This window comes from Streptomyces sp. NPDC005774 (assembly GCF_042871645.1).
In the GTDB taxonomy this organism is placed as follows: domain Bacteria; phylum Actinomycetota; class Actinomycetes; order Streptomycetales; family Streptomycetaceae; genus Streptomyces; species Streptomyces pratens.
Genome location: NZ_JBIAIV010000052.1, coordinates 33,581 through 50,694, shown reverse-complemented (window position 1 = coordinate 50,694; position 17,114 = coordinate 33,581). Strand labels below are relative to the sequence as shown.

Annotated in this window: 17 protein-coding genes; 11 read left to right on the top strand and 6 right to left on the bottom strand. The window is 72.1% G+C overall.

Going from position 1 to position 17,114, the window contains the following annotated elements; genetic code table 11:
* Positions 1-145 precede the first annotated feature (145 nt).
* The gene (locus ACFYQA_RS32460; protein ID WP_388925648.1) at positions 146-991 is read left to right on the top strand and encodes a spermidine synthase; all 846 of its coding nucleotides are present in this window, start codon (positions 146-148) and stop codon (positions 989-991) included.
* Here ACFYQA_RS32460 and ACFYQA_RS32455 read toward each other — a convergent pair.
* A complete protein-coding gene (locus ACFYQA_RS32455) occupies positions 953-2,257 on the bottom strand; it encodes an MFS transporter (protein ID WP_388925645.1) in 1,305 nt (434 codons plus the stop codon). The genes ACFYQA_RS32460 and ACFYQA_RS32455 overlap by 39 nt on opposite strands.
* Positions 2,258-2,386: 129 nt before the next feature.
* Entirely contained in the window at positions 2,387-3,394 is a 1,008-nt protein-coding gene (locus tag ACFYQA_RS32450; protein WP_388925643.1) for a hypothetical protein, read from the bottom strand.
* A 282-nt stretch (positions 3,395-3,676) separates the two neighbouring features.
* Between ACFYQA_RS32450 and ACFYQA_RS32445 the strand changes: the two genes are divergently transcribed.
* Entirely contained in the window at positions 3,677-4,114 is a 438-nt protein-coding gene (locus ACFYQA_RS32445) for a DUF4442 domain-containing protein (RefSeq protein WP_388925655.1), read from the top strand.
* A gap of 62 nt (positions 4,115-4,176) precedes the next feature.
* Here the strand turns inward: ACFYQA_RS32445 and ACFYQA_RS32440 are convergent, their stop codons facing one another.
* Positions 4,177-4,641, bottom strand: a complete 465-nt coding sequence (locus ACFYQA_RS32440) for a cyclic nucleotide-binding domain-containing protein (RefSeq protein WP_388925640.1) — start codon at positions 4,639-4,641, stop codon at positions 4,177-4,179.
* Between the two features lie 294 nt (positions 4,642-4,935).
* Between ACFYQA_RS32440 and ACFYQA_RS32435 the strand changes: the two genes are divergently transcribed.
* Together ACFYQA_RS32435 and ACFYQA_RS32430 are read left to right on the top strand one after the other, a co-directional pair.
* Positions 4,936-5,880 (top strand): universal stress protein, encoded by a 945-nt coding sequence (locus ACFYQA_RS32435; RefSeq protein ID WP_388925637.1) that lies wholly within the window; start codon positions 4,936-4,938, stop codon positions 5,878-5,880.
* Positions 5,881-6,126: 246 nt separating this feature from the next.
* Positions 6,127-8,505, top strand: coding sequence for a phosphoketolase (locus ACFYQA_RS32430; RefSeq protein WP_388925634.1), 2,379 nt, complete (start codon positions 6,127-6,129; stop codon positions 8,503-8,505).
* A 36-nt stretch (positions 8,506-8,541) separates the two neighbouring features.
* On the opposite strand, the gene ACFYQA_RS32425 is transcribed toward ACFYQA_RS32430, so the two are convergent.
* Positions 8,542-9,075 carry a gamma carbonic anhydrase family protein gene (locus tag ACFYQA_RS32425; RefSeq protein ID WP_388925631.1) on the bottom strand — a complete coding sequence of 178 codons (534 nt, stop codon included), beginning with the start codon at positions 9,073-9,075 and terminating at the stop codon, positions 8,542-8,544.
* A gap of 110 nt (positions 9,076-9,185) precedes the next feature.
* Between ACFYQA_RS32425 and ACFYQA_RS32420 the strand changes: the two genes are divergently transcribed.
* Together ACFYQA_RS32420 and ACFYQA_RS32415 are read left to right on the top strand one after the other, a co-directional pair.
* Positions 9,186-10,007: a DapH/DapD/GlmU-related protein gene (locus ACFYQA_RS32420; protein WP_388925628.1), complete on the top strand. Its 822-nt coding sequence runs from the start codon at positions 9,186-9,188 to the stop codon at positions 10,005-10,007.
* Between the two features lie 271 nt (positions 10,008-10,278).
* Positions 10,279-10,836 (top strand): YbaK/EbsC family protein, encoded by a 558-nt coding sequence (locus ACFYQA_RS32415; RefSeq protein ID WP_388925625.1) that lies wholly within the window; start codon positions 10,279-10,281, stop codon positions 10,834-10,836.
* 111 nt (positions 10,837-10,947) lie between these two features.
* On the opposite strand, the gene ACFYQA_RS32410 is transcribed toward ACFYQA_RS32415, so the two are convergent.
* A complete protein-coding gene (locus ACFYQA_RS32410) occupies positions 10,948-12,171 on the bottom strand; it encodes a 4-hydroxybenzoate 3-monooxygenase (protein ID WP_388925622.1) in 1,224 nt (407 codons plus the stop codon).
* A 325-nt stretch (positions 12,172-12,496) separates the two neighbouring features.
* On the opposite strand from ACFYQA_RS32410, the gene htpX reads away from it, so the two are divergent.
* The 3 genes from htpX to ACFYQA_RS32395 all read left to right on the top strand — a co-directional run bounded on the left by htpX (position 12,497) and on the right by ACFYQA_RS32395 (position 14,799).
* Positions 12,497-13,411: a zinc metalloprotease HtpX gene (gene htpX, locus ACFYQA_RS32405; RefSeq protein ID WP_386407359.1), complete on the top strand. Its 915-nt coding sequence runs from the start codon at positions 12,497-12,499 to the stop codon at positions 13,409-13,411.
* Positions 13,412-13,433: 22 nt separating this feature from the next.
* Positions 13,434-14,024 (top strand): hypothetical protein, encoded by a 591-nt coding sequence (locus ACFYQA_RS32400; RefSeq protein ID WP_388925619.1) that lies wholly within the window; start codon positions 13,434-13,436, stop codon positions 14,022-14,024.
* Between the two features lie 550 nt (positions 14,025-14,574).
* Positions 14,575-14,799 (top strand): zinc ribbon domain-containing protein, encoded by a 225-nt coding sequence (locus ACFYQA_RS32395; protein ID WP_388925616.1) that lies wholly within the window; start codon positions 14,575-14,577, stop codon positions 14,797-14,799.
* A 339-nt stretch (positions 14,800-15,138) separates the two neighbouring features.
* Here the strand turns inward: ACFYQA_RS32395 and ACFYQA_RS32390 are convergent, their stop codons facing one another.
* Complete coding sequence (locus ACFYQA_RS32390; RefSeq protein WP_388925613.1) at positions 15,139-15,546, bottom strand: CoA-binding protein; 408 nt, start codon at positions 15,544-15,546, stop codon at positions 15,139-15,141.
* A gap of 123 nt (positions 15,547-15,669) precedes the next feature.
* On the opposite strand from ACFYQA_RS32390, the gene ACFYQA_RS32385 reads away from it, so the two are divergent.
* Positions 15,670-16,482, top strand: a complete 813-nt coding sequence (locus ACFYQA_RS32385) for a hypothetical protein (RefSeq protein ID WP_388925610.1) — start codon at positions 15,670-15,672, stop codon at positions 16,480-16,482.
* Positions 16,479-17,057 carry a SixA phosphatase family protein gene (locus tag ACFYQA_RS32380; RefSeq protein ID WP_388925608.1) on the top strand — a complete coding sequence of 193 codons (579 nt, stop codon included), beginning with the start codon at positions 16,479-16,481 and terminating at the stop codon, positions 17,055-17,057. Before ACFYQA_RS32385 ends, ACFYQA_RS32380 begins: the two co-directional genes overlap by 4 nt.
* Positions 17,058-17,114 lie beyond the last annotated feature (57 nt).

Sequence of the window (17,114 nt, the reverse complement as noted above, 5' to 3'; positions counted from 1 at the left end):
CCGGCCGGGTGACGCGGTGCGGCTGAGCCGGGGGTCCGGCCCGGGGGGGCGGGGGGCCCGGCCCCCGGGGCTGGCCGGGCCGCCCCGCGGGGGCCCCCCCCCCCCCCGGGGGGGGCCCCCCGGCGTGCGACGGCACAATAGGACGGTGAACGAGCCGATACCCGTGACCCGCGCCGTCGGTCACGGCACCGCGAAGCTGATGCCCGACGTCGACCGGGAGCGGGCATGGCTGCTGACGGTCGACGGGGCACCGCAGTCGTACGTCGACCTGGACGAGCCGGCCCATCTGGAGTTCGAGTACATCCGGCGGCTCGGGCACGTGCTGGACACCCTGGCCGAGCCGGGGCACCCGCTGGACGCACTGCACCTCGGCGGCGGGGCGCTCACCCTGCCCCGCTACCTGGCCGCGACCCGCCCCGGCTCCCGGCAGGACGTCGTCGAGTTCGACCGGGAGCTGCTGGACCTGGTCGCCGAGCAGCTGCCGCTGCCGGAGGGGGCGGACGTCACGCTGCACGCGGCGGACGCCCGCGCCTGGCTGGAGGCCACCCCCGACGCCTCGGCGGACGTCCTGGTCGCCGACGTCTTCGGCGGCTCACGCGTCCCGGCGCACCTGACCTCCGTCGCCTACGCCCGTGAGGCCGCCCGGGTCCTGCGGGCCGACGGCGTCTACCTCGGCAACCTCGCCGACGCGGCCCCCTTCGCCTTCCTGCGCTCCCAGCTGGCCACGCTGGGCACGGTGTTCGAGGAACTGGTGCTGATCGCCGAGCCGGGAGTGCTGCGCGGGCGCCGTTTCGGCAACGCCGTCCTCGCCGCCGCGCACCGTCCCCTCGACATCGCGGCCCTGACCCGGCGCACCGCCGCCGACGCATTCCCCGCCCGCGTCGAGCACGGCGCGGCCCTGCGGGACTTCACCGGCGGGGCGCGGCCGGTGCGGGACGTGGACGCCGTACCGTCACCCGAGCCCCCCGACGGGGCGTTCGGCATCGGCTGACCCCTTGCCACCGGCGTCCGGGGCCGCCCCGGTGACGGGCACCGTCCGGCGCCGCAGATTGCGTACGTCCGGCACGCACAGCACCGCCGCCGTGACCACGACGACCAGTGCGGCGCAGCCCCACAGTGCCTCCGTGCGGCCGAACACCGACTCGACGGGGCCCGCCAGCGCCATCGCGGCCGGCACCAGTGCCACCGAGCCGAACCAGTCGTAGGCCGACACCCGAGAGAGTTTCTCCTCCGGTATCTCCTGGTGCAGGGCCGTCATCCAGGAGACGCCGAACACCTCCACACTCACGCCGGTCACGAACATCACCGCGCACAGCACCGTCACCGGTACCGGCACGGCGAGCGCGGCGGACGGCAGGGCCAGCGGGAACACGCAGAGGGTGCCCACGAACAGCAGACGGCGCGGTTTCCAGCGGGTCATCACCAGCGCGCCCACCACCGTGCCCCCGCCGAAGAAGGCCAGGGCCAGGCCCCAGGGCGCCGCGCCGCCCAGATGGTCCCGGGCGACGAGCGGACCGTAGACCGCGTCGGCGGCGCCGACCACGGCGTTGGCTATGGAGAACTGGATGACGATGCCCCACAGCCAGGGCCGGCCGGAGAACTCCCGCCACCCGTCCCGGAGGTCGGCGAGCAGACCGCCGCCCGGCGCGCGCGGCGGGATGTGCTTCACATCGAGGAAGGCCCGCAGCGCCGCCGCGACAGCGAAGGCGGCCGCGTCCGCCGCGAGTACCCAGCCCGGTCCCATCGCGGCGATCATGAGGCCGCCCAGGGCGACGCCGCCGAGCGTCGCGCCCTGCATCGCCATCCGGAACACCGCGAACGCCCGGCCGGCCTGCTCGCCCTCGACCGAGGAGAGCAGCATGCCCTCGGCGGCGGGACCGAAGAACGCCTGGCCGACTCCGCCGAGCGCGCTGAGCAGCATCATCTGCCACAGCCGGGCCTCGCCCGCCAGGACCAGTGCCGCGAACGCGGCCTGCGAGACACAGTTGAGGACATTGGCCGCGACCATCACATGGTGGCGCGGCAGCCGGTCCGCGACGGCGCCGCCGATCAGCAGGAACAGCACCAGCGGCAGGGTGCGGGCGGCGGCCACCAGACCCACGTCGCCGCCGTCACCGCCCGCGCCCAGCACCGCGAACGCGGAGGCGATCAGCGCGCCGTGACTGCCCAGGCTCGTCGCCACGGCGGAGGCGGTCAGCAGTGTGTAGTTGCGGCCCGCCCAGGCGGGACGGCGTGAGGAGGAGATGGTGGTCGGCACCTCGTGACTATCGCCGGGACGGGACCGACTTGCCAAATATGCCGCCGCATGGGCCGAGGGCTCCTCCGGCCGATTCCCTTCGTCCAGGGGCGGAAGCGGCCGGAGTGGTCCTCGGTTCTCTCCCGCCTGCTACGACTCGCTCGGTGCTTCCTCGGTGAGGCGTACCGTGCTGAGGATCTTTTGCACGGTCTCCTCCGGGATCTCGTCCTTGACGCCCTTGGCGCCGTACAGGTTCCAGGTGACGAAGTCCCCGGCACCGTTCTTGAACCCGAAGGTGATCGCCTTGCCCTCGCTGTCGCACTTGCCGTTCTGGGGCGTGTTCTCCGAGTGCGCCGTGGCGACGCTGCCCTTGATGCCCGAGGCGGTCGTGTACGCCTTCGGCTTCTCGGTCTTCACGCTCTTCTTGTCGGGCTGCGTGTAGCCGCCGTAGATCCACCACGGCACACGGGTCTCCGCGGTCTGGTCCGTGGTCTTGGCGCCGTTCTCACCCCGGGTGCCGGCGGTGACGAGGGAGGTGTTGTCCTCGCGGCCGTCCTTGTCGTCGTCGCTCGTGCACCACTTGGACTTCAGATAGGCGGGGGCGGTGACGGTGGTGCGGTCCAGCTCACCGTCCTTCTCCTCCCATTCGAAGCCCACGCTGGTGCCGGGGTTCTCGATCTCCCAGTCGGCCGGGACGTCGAACTGGGTGCCGAAACGGGTGTTCGTGACGACCTGCCAGCCCGGAATGGTCGCCTTCTCCGCCTCACCGCCTCGCGGGTTCCTCTCGGTGCCGGAGCCGGATTCGGAGGTGCTCGGCTCCGCGGACGGGTCCTCGGACGCGCTCGCGGAGGGCTTCCGGGGCTTCTTGTCGGCCGTGTCGTCCTTGTCACCGCCCAGCACCAGGAAACCGGTGACACCGGAGGCCACGACGATGGCCGTCGCCGTCCCGACGGCCACCAGTTTCGTCCGGTTCCAGCCGCCCCCGCCCTGCGGCGGCTGAGGCATCCCCCCCGTGGCCGGCGTCCCCCACTGCTGTTGCGGCTGTGCGTAGGGGGTGGGCTGCTGGGCACCGGGCTGCTGATACGGATTCGGCTGCTGGTGCGGATTGTTCGACTGCGGGTTCTGCTCGCCCCCGGGCGGCTGGTTTCCTGGCCACATGGTGAGCCACCCTAGCCGGGCCAGTGACACGATTCGGTCACTGGCCGTTGACAGGTACGTAGCAACCCGGAGCCGGAAGCGCTCCGGGGGCAACCCTGAGCGACCGCATCGCGTCGGGCCCCCGTACGGCCGTGCCCCCCTCGCCGGTTTTCGCCGGTCCGGTTTCGGCGCACGGACCGGAGCGCGGCAGGAGGGTGTGGCGGCGCATGGCAGGCCACCGGCTTCAAGGCCTGGCCAGAGGCGCCTACTCGTGAGTAACATGCGGTCATGAGCCACGATCGGATGACCATCGGCGAGATGCTCGCCGCCACGGTGCCCATGGCCCGCACCCTCAACCTCGAGTTCCTGGAAACCACTGCGGAACGGGCCGTGGTGTCCCTGCCGGACCAGAGCGACTATCACAACCATGTGGGCGGCCCGCACGCCGGCGCGATGTTCACCCTGGGGGAGTCGGCGAGCGGCGCCGTCGTACTCGCCGCGTTCGGAGAGCAGCTCGCACGGGCCGTGCCGCTCGCGGTCCGCGCCGAGATCGCCTACCGGAAACTGGCGGTGGGCCCCGTCACCGCCACCGCGACTCTGGGCCGTCCGGCCGCCGAGATCGTGGCCGAACTGGACGAGGGCCGGCGTCCCGAGTTCCCGGTGTCGATCGAGATCCGGCGCGAGGACGGCGCCGTGACCGGCGAGATGACGGTCGTCTGGACCCTGCGTCCGGGCGGCTGACACCTGCCCGCGGTGACCTGCCACGCCGGGGCGCGGGCCAGCCGGGGCCCCGGCGGCCCGCTTCAGACGCTGCTGCCCGCCCCGTAGGGGCCGTACAGGTCGAGCAGCCGGACCCGGGCGGAGTGCAGCCGGTGGGCGACCACGTTGCCCACCCACTGGGCGAGGTCCCGCCCGAGGGCCGGCACGTCCTCGCTCAGAGCGCGGACTGCCGAGGCGTCGAACTCGTAGGCCCGTACCGGGGTGGACGCCTCGGCGCCCAGGTGCCAGACATGCGGGCTGTACAGCCAGGACCAGCCGACGAGTTCGTTGTGCCCGAGACGCTCGATGACGGCGGCCCGGCGGCCGGGGACGTGCATGTCGAGTTCGACGGTGCCGGTACGGATGACCCAGAACCGGTCCGCGTGGCCTCCCTCCTCGAACAGTCGGGTCTCTTGCGGGAAGGACACCTCCCGTGCGGTCTCCAGGAGTTTTGCCCGATGCTCGGCGGGCAGGGCGCGCGGCATGCTGGGGGACGGGGGAGCGAACATTGCGGCCTCCCTTACGGGACGGGTGGACTGCCGGTGTGATTCCGGTGTTTTCCAGCCTCCTGCGGAACCCCGGCCGAAGCCATGGGCCGTACGGCCCTGATCGAGGACGTTTCCCGCACTGCCCCGGTGCACCCGGCCCGGGACGGGCCCGCCGGCACCCGGACATGACTCCCCGCCCCGGGCGGGACCTTCGGCCACCGTGGGGACCTGGGGCCCCTGCCGGCCGGACGCCCGGGCCACCGATACTGGAGGTGTTCGCAGCGACAGCAGTTCTGGCAGCAGGAGGTACACACCATGCCCCGCACCATCACCATCGGCCTCGACGGTTCCGCCGAGAGCCGGGCCGCGGCCGAGTGGGCAGCCCGCGAGGCGAAGTTGCGTGGCCTGCCGCTCCGGCTGATCGAGGTCCGGGAGCCCCTCCCGGTGCCGATTGCCATGGCCCCGTTCCCCGGCGCGGAGGCCGACCGGCGGGGAAACGGGGGCGATGAGGCGGAGGCGTCTTCGGCCGACGGCCGGGGGGCGACGCCGGAGAACGCTGCGGCCGGGCTGCGGCTGCGCCACCCCGGGGTCGAGGTCACCGCGGAACAGGTCACCGGCCGGCCCCACGAGGTGCTGGTCAAGGCCGCGGAGGACGCCGAACTGCTCGTGCTGGGCTCCCGCGGGATGAGCGGCTTCGCCGGATTCCTGGTCGGCTCCGTCGGCCTCGCCGTCGTGGCCCGTACCGAGCGGCCCGTCGTCCTGGTCCGCGTCGGGGAACAGGCCGCCGACGAACACGAGCCGGACCCCACGGGTATCCCGTCCGCCGCGACCCGCTACCGGCCGGTCCTGCTCGGCGTGGACGCCGACCGGCCCGACGACGCGGTGATCCGTTTCGCGTTCGCCGAGGCCGCTCGGCGGGGCACCGGACTGCGTGTCCTGCACGGCTGGAACCTGCCGCCCTACTACGTCCACGGGCTGCCGGCCGACCCTGAGGTGTACCGGGCGGTCGCCGACCAGCAGGCCGCGACGCTCGCGAAGACGCTCAGCCCCTGGCGAGCGGAGTTCGAGGACGTCGACGTCGTGGAGGAGTCCTTCGGCGGCAGCCCCTCCATCCGGCTCATCGACGCGTCACGGGAGGCCTCGCTCGTCGTGGTCGGGCGGCGCGTCCGCCGCAACCCGTTCGGCATCCGCATCGGGCCGATCACCCACGCCGTGCTGCACCACTCCGCGGCCCCGGTCGCGGTCGTCGCCCACGACTGATCCGGTCATCCGCAGGAAGAAGCACGGGACGGGGGAGAAGGACGGGGGTGCCCCGTGCTCCGATTACGCCATCTGCCGTCGTCCGGCCTCCCGGGGGAATGAGGCGGGCGGAAACTGGTACTCCCCCATCCCTGCCACCGCCCCCGATCCCGTGCTCCTTCCCTCTCCCGTCCCCCTGCTTCCCACCGCCACTCGTCCCGCGCCGGATCGCCCCGATCACCCCGTCGATCACCCACGGAGCCAGCCATGCCCGAGGACCAGGACACCCGGACCGCACTGACCGACGACGAGCTGCGCACGCTGGACGCCCACTGGCGGGCCGCCAACTACCTGGCGGCGGGCCAGATCTACCTGCTGGCGAACCCGCTGCTCACCGAGCCCCTCAGGCCCGAGCACATCAAGCCGAGGCTGCTCGGGCACTGGGGCACCTCGCCCGGGCTGAACCTGGTGTACACCCACCTGAACCGGGTGATCGGCGCACGCGGGCTGGACGCGCTGTGCATCTGGGGGCCCGGCCACGGCGGCCCCTCCGTGCTGGCCAACTCCTGGCTGGAAGGCAGCTACAGCGAGAAGTACCCGGACGTCGGCCGGGACGCCCCGGGCATGGCGCGGCTCTTCCGGCAGTTCTCCTTCCCCGGCGGCGTCCCCAGCCACGTCGCCCCCGAGGTCCCGGGCTCGATCCACGAGGGCGGCGAACTCGGCTACTCCCTCGCCCACGCCTACGGCGCCGCCCTCGACAACCCCGGCCTGCTGGTCGCCTGCGTGATCGGCGACGGCGAGGCCGAGACCGGGCCGCTGGCCGCGTCCTGGCACTCCAACAAGTTCCTCGACCCGGTGCACGACGGTGCCGTCCTGCCGATCCTGCACCTCAACGGCTACAAGATCGCCAACCCGACCGTCCTGTCCCGCATCCCCGAGGCCGAACTCGACGCGCTGCTGAACGGCTACGGGCACGAGCCGATCCACGTGGCGGGCGACGACCCCGCCCTCGTCCACCGGGCGATGGCCCGTGCCATGGACACCGCCCTGGACCGCATCGCGACGGCGCAGCGCGCCGCCCGCGAGGACGGCGCGACCGAACGGGTGTACTGGCCGGTGATCGTGCTGCGTACCCCGAAGGGCTGGACCGGCCCGGCCGAGGTGGACGGTGTACCCGTGGAGAACACCTGGCGCTCCCACCAGGTGCCGCTACCGGGCGTCCGCGAGAATCCGGAACACCTGCACCAGTTGGAGGCCTGGCTGCGGTCGTACCGGCCCGAGGAGCTCTTCGACGCCGAGGGCCGGCCCGTCGCGGACGTCCTCGCCCGTGTCCCCGAAGGCGCCCGCAGGCTCGGCGCCACCCCGTACGCCAACGGCGGGCTGCTCGTCCGCGAACTGCCGATGCCGGACCTCGACGACTTCGCCGTCCCCGTCGACAAACCCGGCACCACCCTCCACGAACCCACCCGCGTCCTGGGCGACCTCCTGAGGCAGGTCATGAAGGACACCGCCGGCCGGCGGGACTTCAGGCTCGTCGGCCCCGACGAGACGGCGTCCAACCGGCTGCAGGCCGTCTACGACGTCAGCGGCAAGGCCTGGCAGGCCGGCACCCTCGACGTCGACGAGCACCTCGACCCGCACGGCCGGGTGATGGAGATCCTCTCCGAACACCTCTGCCAGGGCTGGCTCGAGGGCTACCTGCTCACCGGACGGCACGGCCTGTTCTCCTGCTACGAGGCGTTCGTGCACATCGTCGACTCGATGGTCAACCAGCACATCAAGTGGCTGAAGACCTCCCGCGAACTGCCCTGGCGCGCACCCATCGCCTCCCTCAACTACCTACTCACCTCGCACGTGTGGCGCCAGGACCACAACGGCTTCTCCCACCAGGACCCCGGCTTCGTCGACCACGTGCTCAACAAGAGCCCCGAGGTCGTCCGGGTCTATCTGCCGCCGGACGCCAACACCCTGCTGGCGGTCGCGGACCACGTGCTGCGCAGCCGGGACTACGTCAACGTCGTCGTGGCCGGCAAGCAGCCCTGCTTCGACTGGCTGTCCATGGACGCGGCCCGCGTCCACTGCGCGCGCGGCGCCGGGGTCTGGGAGTGGGCCGGCACCGAGAACGGCGGCACACCCGACGTGGTGCTGGGCTGCGCGGGGGACGTGCCCACCCAGGAGGTGCTGGCCGCGGCCCAACTGCTGCGCCGCCACCTTCCGGACCTGGCGGTTCGCGTCGTCAACGTCGTCGATCTCACCCGGCTGCTGCCCCGTGGGGAGCACCCCCACGGCATGACCGACTTCGAGTACGACGGTCTGTTCACCACCGACAAGCCGGTCATCTTCGCCTACCACGGATACCCGTGGCTGATCCACCGCCTCGCCTACCGGCGCACCGGGCACGAGAACCTGCACGTCCGCGGGTACAAGGAGTCCGGGACGACCACCACGCCGTTCGACATGGTGGTCCGCAACGACCTCGACCGCTACCGGCTGGTCATGGACGTCATCGACCGCGTCCCGGGCCTCGCGGTCCGAGCCGCCGCCGTACGCCAGCGGATGGCCGACGCCCGCACCCGGCACCACGACTGGATCCGCGCCCACGGCACCGACCTGCCCGAGGTCGCCGAGTGGAACTGGAACGACTGAGCGCTCCGGCCCACCCACCGCTGTTCCGGGCAGGTCCTAAGGCGCACCGTGCACATCGCGGTGCGCCTTCGCCAGCTCCGCGTACATCGTCGCGTTGAGCGTCAGCCCCGCGCGCTCCTCCTCGGTCAGCTCCCGCCGGACCTTCGCCGGGACCCCCGCGACCAGCGAGCCCGGCGGTACCTCCATGCCCTGCGGCACCAGTGCCTGCGCGGCCACCAGGGAACCGGCCCCGATCACCGCGCCGTTGAGCACCGTGGCCCCCATGCCGATCAGACAGTCGTCCCCGACCGTCGCCCCGTGCACCACGGCGTTGTGCCCGACGGAGACCCGTTCGCCGACCGTGACGGGGAAGCCGGGGTCGGCGTGCAGGGTGCAGTTGTCCTGGACGTTGCTGCTCGCGCCGACCGAGATCGCCTCCACGTCACCGCGAAGGACCGCGCCGTACCAGACGCTCGCGCCCGCCCCCAGCGTCACGTCCCCGATCACCGCGGCCGTGGGTGCCACGAAGGAGGTCGGGTCCACCTGCGGTTGCCTGCCGCCGATGCCGGTGATCAGGGCCTTGTGCGTCATCGTCGCCTCCTGGTCGGGTAATGACAGGCACCGTACGCCAGAGAGGGGTGGGGTGAAGATCACAGGGCGCACGAGGCGTGGGTGCCACGCCCGGCGACTACGGTGAGCGGGTGCCGAAAAGCAGGAACACGTTCTCGTCCTGGCCGCGCCGCCTCGCGCAGCGCGCGGTCCACGCGGGCTGGGCCTGGGCGCAGCGCACGGGCTCGGTGACCGCCGAGCACCCCGGCCGCCTCCGCTTCGGCGCGATGGGCACCGGTACCAGGCTCGCCTTCCCGCTCGGCACCGTCTTCGGCGAACCCTGGATCCACCTCGGCGCCCACTGCATCATCGGCGAACAGGTCACCCTGACCGCCGGTCTGATGCCCGGCCTCGAACTGGGCCCCGACCCGATCCTCCGCCTGGGCGACGGCGTCGTCCTGGGCCGGGGCAGCCATGTCATCGCCGACACCACCGTCACGATCGGCAGCGACTGCTATTTCGGGCCGTACGTCTACATCACGTCCACCAATCACTCCTACGACGATCCGCACGAGCCCATCGGCAAGCAGTGGCCGCGAATGGACCCGGTGGAGATCGGTCCCGGCTGCTGGATCGGCACCGGGGCGGTGATCCTCCCCGGCGCGAGGATCGGGCGGAACGTGGTGGTGGCCGCTGGCGCGGTGGTACGGGGCACGGTGCCCGACCATGCCGTGGTCGCGGGCGCCCCGGCCCGGGTCGTACGCCGCTGGACCCCCGACGAGGGGTGGCAGCCGCCGCTGCGCACGCCGGCGCCGGTGCCGATCCCCAAGGGCGTCACACCGGAGCAGCTGCGGGCGCTGTCGGCGCTGGACGAGGAGGCCGTGGCCCGGCTTGCCGAGCTGGACGGGGAAGGCCCGCACCAGCCGGCCGGGGAGGGCGCGAACCGGCTGGTCGAGCTGGAGCCCGGGAGCTGAGACCCGGCCCCGCAGTACGGTTCGGTGGACGATCGGGTGCACCCACCGCGGTCGAAAACCTGCTCGACCACGAGTGGGGACCGAAGGCCCGTATCGCCCTCGCCGACCAGGCCGTACGCCCGTCTTCGGCGCGCCGCGGGCCGACAGCCGGCACCGGCTGCCCGTGCCGGCAAGAGTGGCGAACCGAAGGAGATGATCATGACGGTCCCGGTCCCGCCCGTGCGCTGAGACACCCCGCCGACAGCCGCCGCACGGCTGTTACCGTGCCGCCATGCGCGCACCCATCGGCACCTTCGACCACGCCACCCCCGCCCCCGACTGCCTCGACGAACTCACCGCGCCGGTCGCCGCGGCCGTCCGCGCCTGGAGCGGCAGCGTCCCCGCCGAGCAGATCCTCTACGTCGACACGGACCCGCGCTGGGCCGACACCGCCGTCTTCGTCGAACACTACGGCCAGGACCTCCTCGAGCGCTCGGCGAACTGTGTGGTCGTGGCGGGCAAGCGCGGCGGCGAGAGCACCCTCGCGGCCTGTGTCGTCCTGTCCACCACCCGGGCCGACGTCAACGGCCTCGTGCGCCGCCGGCTCGGTGCCCGCAAGGCGTCGTTCGCCCCGATGGACATGGCGACCGGGGAGACCGGCATGGAGTACGGCGGCATCACCCCGATCGGACTGCCCGCCAACTGGCCGGTGCTCGTGGACGCGGCCGTCGTCGACCTGCCGTATGTGCTCGTCGGCAGCGGGCGCCGGCAGGGCAAACTCCTGGTGCCGGGCAAGGCCTTCGCCGAACTGCCCGGCGCGGTCGTGCTGGAGGGGCTGGGAGTGGCCTGAGCCGCGCACCACCGGGTACGGGGGCCGCACGCCACCGGGAACGGGGGCCGCGCACCACCGGGAACGGGGATCGAACGTGCCGTGACCCGGGCGGTGCCGCGTCCGCACGTCTCAGTACTCCTCGGCCGTGCCCAGGTACTGCTCGGCGAAGGCGACAGCCGCGGCGCGGGACGTGAACAGACGCCGTAGCCGGGCGAGCGTGGTGCCCGCGCGGAACGGTTCGCCCGCCGCGGTGCCGTGGTAGAGCTCGGAGAGCCACTGCGAGAACTCCTGGTAGTCCCACACACGCCGCAGGCAGGCCTGCGAGTAGCCGGCCAGCCCGCTGTCATCGCCGCTGATGAGATGCGCGGTCAGCGCGTCGCCCAGCAGGAAGGCGTCGTGCAGGGCGAGATTCATGCCCTTGGCGGCGATCGGCGCGACCAGGTGCGCCGCGTCCCCGGCCAGGAAGAGGCGCCCGAACACCATCGGCTCGGTGACGTAGTCGTGCATGTCCAGTACACGCTTCTCGATCAGTGGACCCTCGACCGGCGGGGGCGCCCCGGCCGCGCCGAGCCGTCGCCGGAGTTCCGTCCAGACGCGTTCGTGCGGCCAGTCGGCGGGGTCTTCGCCGGGTAAGCACTGGAGGTAGTAGCGGGTCACCTCGGGGCTGCGCGGCATCTGACCGGCGAAACCGTCCGGGTGGCAGCCGAACAACACGCTGTCGCCGGCGGGCGGCGCCTCGGCGAGCAGCGCCAGCCAGCCGATGCCGTAGTCGTGCCGTGCCACGCGTGCCCGCTCCGGCGGCAGCGCGGCTCGCGTCACCCCGCGGGCCCCGTCGCAGCCCGCCACGAAGGAGCACTCCACGACCTGCCGTCCGCCGGTCTCCGGGCAGGTGTGCGACACCGACGGCCGCTCGCCGTCCAAGTCGTGCAGTCGCACGTCCCGCACCCCGAACCGGATCTGCCCGCCCCGTACGTCCACGTACTCGCGCAGCAGGTCCGTGACCAGCAACGGTTGCGGGTAGACCCAATGATGGCTACCCGTCAGCTCTTGGTAGGGGAAGCGGTGCCGCTCCCCGGCGAAGCGGAACTCGCACGCGGTGTGCAACTCGGCCCGGTCCAGCAGATTCCGGGCCAGGCCGCGCCGCTCCAGGCCGCGCACCGCCCACTCCTCGATCACCCCGGCCCGGGGCCGCCTCTCGACGAACTCCCGCGACTCGGTCTCCAGGACCAGGCACTCCACACCGGCCGCCCGCAGGATGCTGCCGACCGTGAGCCCGGCGGGACCCGCACCCACGACGACGACCGGAAACCGTTGCGGAACAACGGAGTCGGAGTGCGGAGAGGGCGGCTTCATCCGGTCATTATGGCGGCACGGCGGCCCTTCTGGCACCGCAGCGCCACACCGCCTCCTCGGCAGGGCCGGCACGCCCCGCGGGACCGGCACAACGCATGCCTCGGACCGGCAGCAGCCGGCTGCGGCACTTGGCCTCCCGGGAGCGATGAGCGCCTCGGGGGCCGCTCATCGCTCCCGGTACCTGTCGTCGCCCGGCAGGCGGTCGTTCGGCGGTCGTCCGGCGGCCGGACCTGGGCCGGGCCCGTCCCAGTCGTGCTCGGAAGGAGCACACTTGCAGGAGAGGGATGTGCAGTGAGGCAGTGCATGTCCGCTGGAGGTGATCCGGATGCCCAAGACCCGGTCGCAGTCGCGGTACGCCCCGGACCGAGGACTCACCACCCGCATGGTGACGACGATGTTCTTGATCGGGCTGCTCTATGTGGTCTTCGTCGGCGTTCTGCTGGCCCTCCTGAAGAACGCGTGGCCCGTCATCCTGCTGATCGCGAGCGTCCTGTTCATCGCGCAGTTCTGGTTCAGTGACCGGATCGCGGCCTTCAGCATGGGGGCGCGCGAGGTCACCCCCGAGCAGGCTCCCGGGCTGCACGGCACCGTGGACCGCGTCTGTGCCCTCGCCGACATTCCCAAGCCGCGGGTGGCGATCGCCGACAGTGACCTGCCGAACGCCTTCGCCACCGGCCGCAACGAGAGAACGGCCCTTGTATGTGTCACCACGGGTCTGCTCCGGCGCCTGGAACCGGAGGAGCTGGAGGGCGTCCTCGCCCATGAGCTGTCGCACGTCGCCCATCGGGACGTCGCCGTGATGACCATCGCGTCGTTCCTGGGTGTGCTGGCAGGTGTCATGACCCGCGTCGCGCTCTACACCGGGCTCGGCCGTACCAGCCGCGACAGCACCACAGCCATCGTGGCACTCCTGATTCCCCTGGTCAGTGCCGTCGTGTATGTGATCAGCTTCCTGCTGACCCGGCTGCTGTCCCGCTACCGCGAACTGTCCGCCGACCGCTCCGCCGCGTTGCTCACCGGCCGTCCGTCCGCACTCGCGTCCGCGCTCACCAAGGTGACCGGCGAGATGGCGAGGATTCCGACGAAGGATCTTCGCCGGGCAGAGCCGTTCAACGCCTTCTGGTTCGCACCGGCCTTCTCCTCCGGGGAGAGTCTGAGCCGGCTGCTCTCCTCCCACCCCACCCTCGAACAGCGCCTCGACCAGCTCGGCCGGATCTCGGCCCAGCTCGGCCAAGCCTGACGATCCATGGAGGTGCCGTGCCGTGGGACTCCTGGACACCATCCTCGGCCGCAGCAAGCCGGTTCGCCCGGACCTCGACCAGCTCTTCAGCCTGCCCTCGGCCGCGATCACCGTGCAGGCGGGGGCGGGGTTCACTCCGACCGGGACCGGATCGGTCTGCTTCGCGAGCGTGGAGGGCGGCGCATTCGACCGGCTACAGCAGGAGGTACGGGAACTGCTCGACGCCGACACCGGCCGGGGCGGCACACCCGTCGAGTACACCAAGGACGCGTACGGGTACACGTGGCTCCTCGTCCATCACACGGCCGACGACACCGCCTCACTGGTCAACGATCTGCACGCCGTCAACACGCTCCTCCAGGACGCGGGCTTCGGCCCGCAACTCCTCTGCTCCCTGGTCGGGTTCCGAGCCACATCGGACCACCGGGCCCTGGCACTGGTCTATCTCTACAAGCGCGGCACCTTCTATCCAGTGTGTATACGCCCCGGTCAGGAGAAACGAGACAACGCCCTTGAACTACAGGTCGCTGCCCTGCTTAAGAACGATCTTCGGATCGAGGAAGATCTGTCGCGCTGGTTCCCCGTGTGGGGTGCGCCGGGCATGGAGGGCTGATGGTTCTCCGCAAACGCGGCACTTTCTACCTCTTCGCGCCGCTCCCCGACGGAGCGGCGCGACAACGCGTTGGAACTTCAGCGGATTCTTGCGAGGAACCCCGGGGCTTCAGTCCCGGGAGGAATCGCATCCTCGTGCAGCGCGCTGCGTCCGCCCGGCCGCGCTGCTTCCGGATCTCACTCGCGCGGCAGGGCGAGTCGGACCCGGTGATACCGGGTTTCACTCGATGGGGTGGCCGGCGGGGAACGCGTGGTGCGGCGTCGTACGGGTGTCTACGATCGGTGATCGTGAAGCTGATGGTGCGGGTCAGACTCCTGCCGACGCCCGAGCAGGCGGCGGCGCTGGAGTCGACCCTGCGCGCCTGCAACGAGGCCGCCACCTGGGCGGCCGAGGTCGCCTTCGCCGAGAAGGCGATGAAACCCCTGACCCTGCGCAAGCACACCTACCAACAGGTCAAGACACGGTGGGGCTTGGGCGCGCAGGCCGCCCAGCATGCGATCAAGAAGACCTGTGACGCGTACACCACGCCTACAAGGCGAGGCGCGCCGGGGTGCCGGTGGTCTACGTCGACCCGGCGTACACCGGCCGGGAATGCTCCCGCTGTCATCACATCGCCAGAGCCAACCGGCCCTCCCAGGCCGTGTTCACCTGCGGGTCGTGCGGCTTCGCCGAGCACGCAGACCACAACGCGTCCCACAACATCAGCCACCGCGGCTGGTACGTGTGGGTCCGCGGGGCCGAGTCACAGGCCCCTGCTCTCACCCTCATCGCCTGACGCACCGCGACACGCAATGGGGGGAGAGCTGGACGCGGCCGGTTCCGTCGAAGCCATCGACGGAACCGAGTAGCAAGCCCGGGAACTTCAGTCCCGGGTAGTTGACATCAGGGCGCTCCTCGAGGACGACCTGCGCATCGAGGTCGTCCTGGCCCGCTGGTTCCCGGTGTGGGGCGCCCCAAGTCTCGCGGGACCCCGGTCCTGAAGCCTGTCGCCGACACGGCCCCTGGCTGGACCTAACCCCAATGCCGGTGACTTTGTAGCCTTCCAGAGCTCGCCAGTGAGGACATCGCCGCAGGTCAAAGGCTCGCACGCGCCGTTAAGTCAGTGGTATTGACCCTAACCCAGGCGCGGTATCTCGATCGCCGGGCAGCGATCCATCACCATCTCCAGGCCCGCAGCGCGGGTCCGCTCGTAGGCGGCCTCGTCGATCACGTCGAGCTGGAACCAGACGGCCTTGGCCCCCTTGGCCACCGCCTCGTCCGCGACCGCCCCGGCCAGTTCGCTGTTCACGAACACGTCCACGACGTCCACCTCGAAGGGGATGTCCGCGAGCGAGGCGTACCCCTGCTCGCCGTGTACCGTCTCGGCCTTCGGATGCACCGGCACCACACGCTTGCCGAAGCGCTGCAGCACCTGGGCGACGCCGTACGCCGCGCGTTGCGGGTTCGACGACAGGCCCACCATGGCCCAGGTGTCGCCGAGCCCGGTGAGGATCTTGTGGACCGTTGCCTCGTCGCCGTACACCGTGGGCCTCCTGGAGCGTCGTGGTCGTAAGGGAGCTGTCCTCTGGACAACGGACCGGAGCGGGCGGTGATTCCCGGGCCACGGGTACGTCCCGGAACCACGGTGTTCCCGAAAGCGTGCGAGATGACTGCGCGGGCCCGCTTGTGCGCTTACGCTCGCCTCGTGCTGCGCATCACCGACGCCCGGACCGGCGAACTCGTGGACGCGACCCCCGCCCGGCGGGGCCTCACCCGCGTCGAGGCCCATACGCGCGGGTTCGACCCGACGAACCTGCGCGTGCTGCTCGTCGCCGACCTGCTCGTGCGCGCCCTGGAAATCGGCGGCACCCCGGTGTGGGCGCTGCTCGACGGAGAACGGGATCTGCCCGAACTGCGCGCGGCGGGCGCCGCCCTCGGCGTACGGCCCTTCGAGGACGGCCGGGATGCCGGCACCGGACTGGGGGAGGCCCAGGTCCTGCACGTGGTGAGCGAGGGCGGCGCGACACCCGACGGAGTCCGTGTCGCCGTCGCACCCGTCCATCAGGAAGGGCTGGGCGACGCACCGGACGGCACCGGTGCCACCGATCCCACCGGCCCCGTCGCCCCGAGCCGCCCCACCGAGCCGACCGTCCTGCGGCTCGCCCTGCTCACGCACCCCAGGAGCAGCCCGCTGAGGCTCGACCCGGCTGCCCTGGACGAGGCCGCAGGCACCCTCGGGCGCTGGCGCGGCGCGGTCGCCGCCTGGGCGCACCGGCCCTCGCGGCCCATCCCCGACCCGGTGCGCGTGGACCTGCGCACCGCCTGGGAGGAGGACCTGGACACGGCCGGGGTGCTCCGTGTGCTCCGCGCGGTGGAGCAGGATCCGGAGGTGCCGGACGGCGCCCGCTTCGAGACGTACGCCTACGCCGACCGGCTGCTCGGCCTCGACCTCACCCGGGACCTGGGGTCCCTGGCATGACCGGGCTCCCCGGCGAAACCGGCTCCACCGTGCCGACCGGCTCCACCGGGGCGGGCCGGTCGCATCGGTTGGTCGTGCTGCGGCATGCCAAGTCCGCCTGGCCCGATGGCGTGCCCGACCGGGACCGCCCGCTCGCCGCGCGTGGCGAGCGCGACGCGCCCGCCGCCGGACGTGCGATCGCCCAGACCATCGGCCCGCCCGACCTCGCCCTGTGCTCCACCGCCGTACGTGCCCGCCGGACCTGGGAGCTGGCGGCGGGGGAGTGGGACACGCCCCCGCCGGTCCGGTACGAGCCCCGGCTGTACGCCGTCGGTGTCCCCGAACTGCTGGGCGTGGTGCGCGAGGTGCCCGCCGAGGTGGGCACGCTGCTGCTGATCGGCCACAACCCGGGCCTGGCCGACCTCGTCCTGGCCCTGGCGGGCGACGGCGTGGACGACACGCTCGACCGGGTCGGCACCAAGTTCCCGACCTCGGCGATCGCCGTGCTGTCCTGGCACGGCGCCACCTGGTCGGACCTCGCCCCCGGCACCGCCCTGCTGACCGCGATGACCGTGCCCCGGGGCCCCGCGCGGTAGGTGCTTTCCGCTCGCCCCCGGCCGGGGGCGGGCCGTCCGGACGGCTGCGCATAGGCT

Bases quoted from the DNA above. Each gene is read 5' to 3' on its own strand.
- ACFYQA_RS32380 (WP_388925608.1), top strand. From the start codon at position 16,479: ATGACCGGGCTCCCCGGCGAAACCGGCTCCACCGTGCCGACCGGCTCC.
- ACFYQA_RS32425 (WP_388925631.1), bottom strand. From the start codon at position 9,075: ATGACGCACAAGGCCCTGATCACCGGCATCGGCGGCAGGCAACCGCAG.
- ACFYQA_RS32410 (WP_388925622.1), bottom strand. From the start codon at position 12,171: ATGAAGCCGCCCTCTCCGCACTCCGACTCCGTTGTTCCGCAACGGTTT.
- ACFYQA_RS32450 (WP_388925643.1), bottom strand. From the start codon at position 3,394: ATGTGGCCAGGAAACCAGCCGCCCGGGGGCGAGCAGAACCCGCAGTCG.
- ACFYQA_RS32430 (WP_388925634.1), top strand. From the start codon at position 6,127: ATGCCCGAGGACCAGGACACCCGGACCGCACTGACCGACGACGAGCTG.
- htpX (WP_386407359.1), top strand. From the start codon at position 12,497: ATGCCCAAGACCCGGTCGCAGTCGCGGTACGCCCCGGACCGAGGACTC.
- ACFYQA_RS32440 (WP_388925640.1), bottom strand. From the start codon at position 4,641: ATGTTCGCTCCCCCGTCCCCCAGCATGCCGCGCGCCCTGCCCGCCGAG.
- ACFYQA_RS32415 (WP_388925625.1), top strand. From the start codon at position 10,279: ATGCGCGCACCCATCGGCACCTTCGACCACGCCACCCCCGCCCCCGAC.
- ACFYQA_RS32445 (WP_388925655.1), top strand. From the start codon at position 3,677: ATGACCATCGGCGAGATGCTCGCCGCCACGGTGCCCATGGCCCGCACC.
- ACFYQA_RS32385 (WP_388925610.1), top strand. From the start codon at position 15,670: ATGACTGCGCGGGCCCGCTTGTGCGCTTACGCTCGCCTCGTGCTGCGC.
- ACFYQA_RS32435 (WP_388925637.1), top strand. From the start codon at position 4,936: ATGCCCCGCACCATCACCATCGGCCTCGACGGTTCCGCCGAGAGCCGG.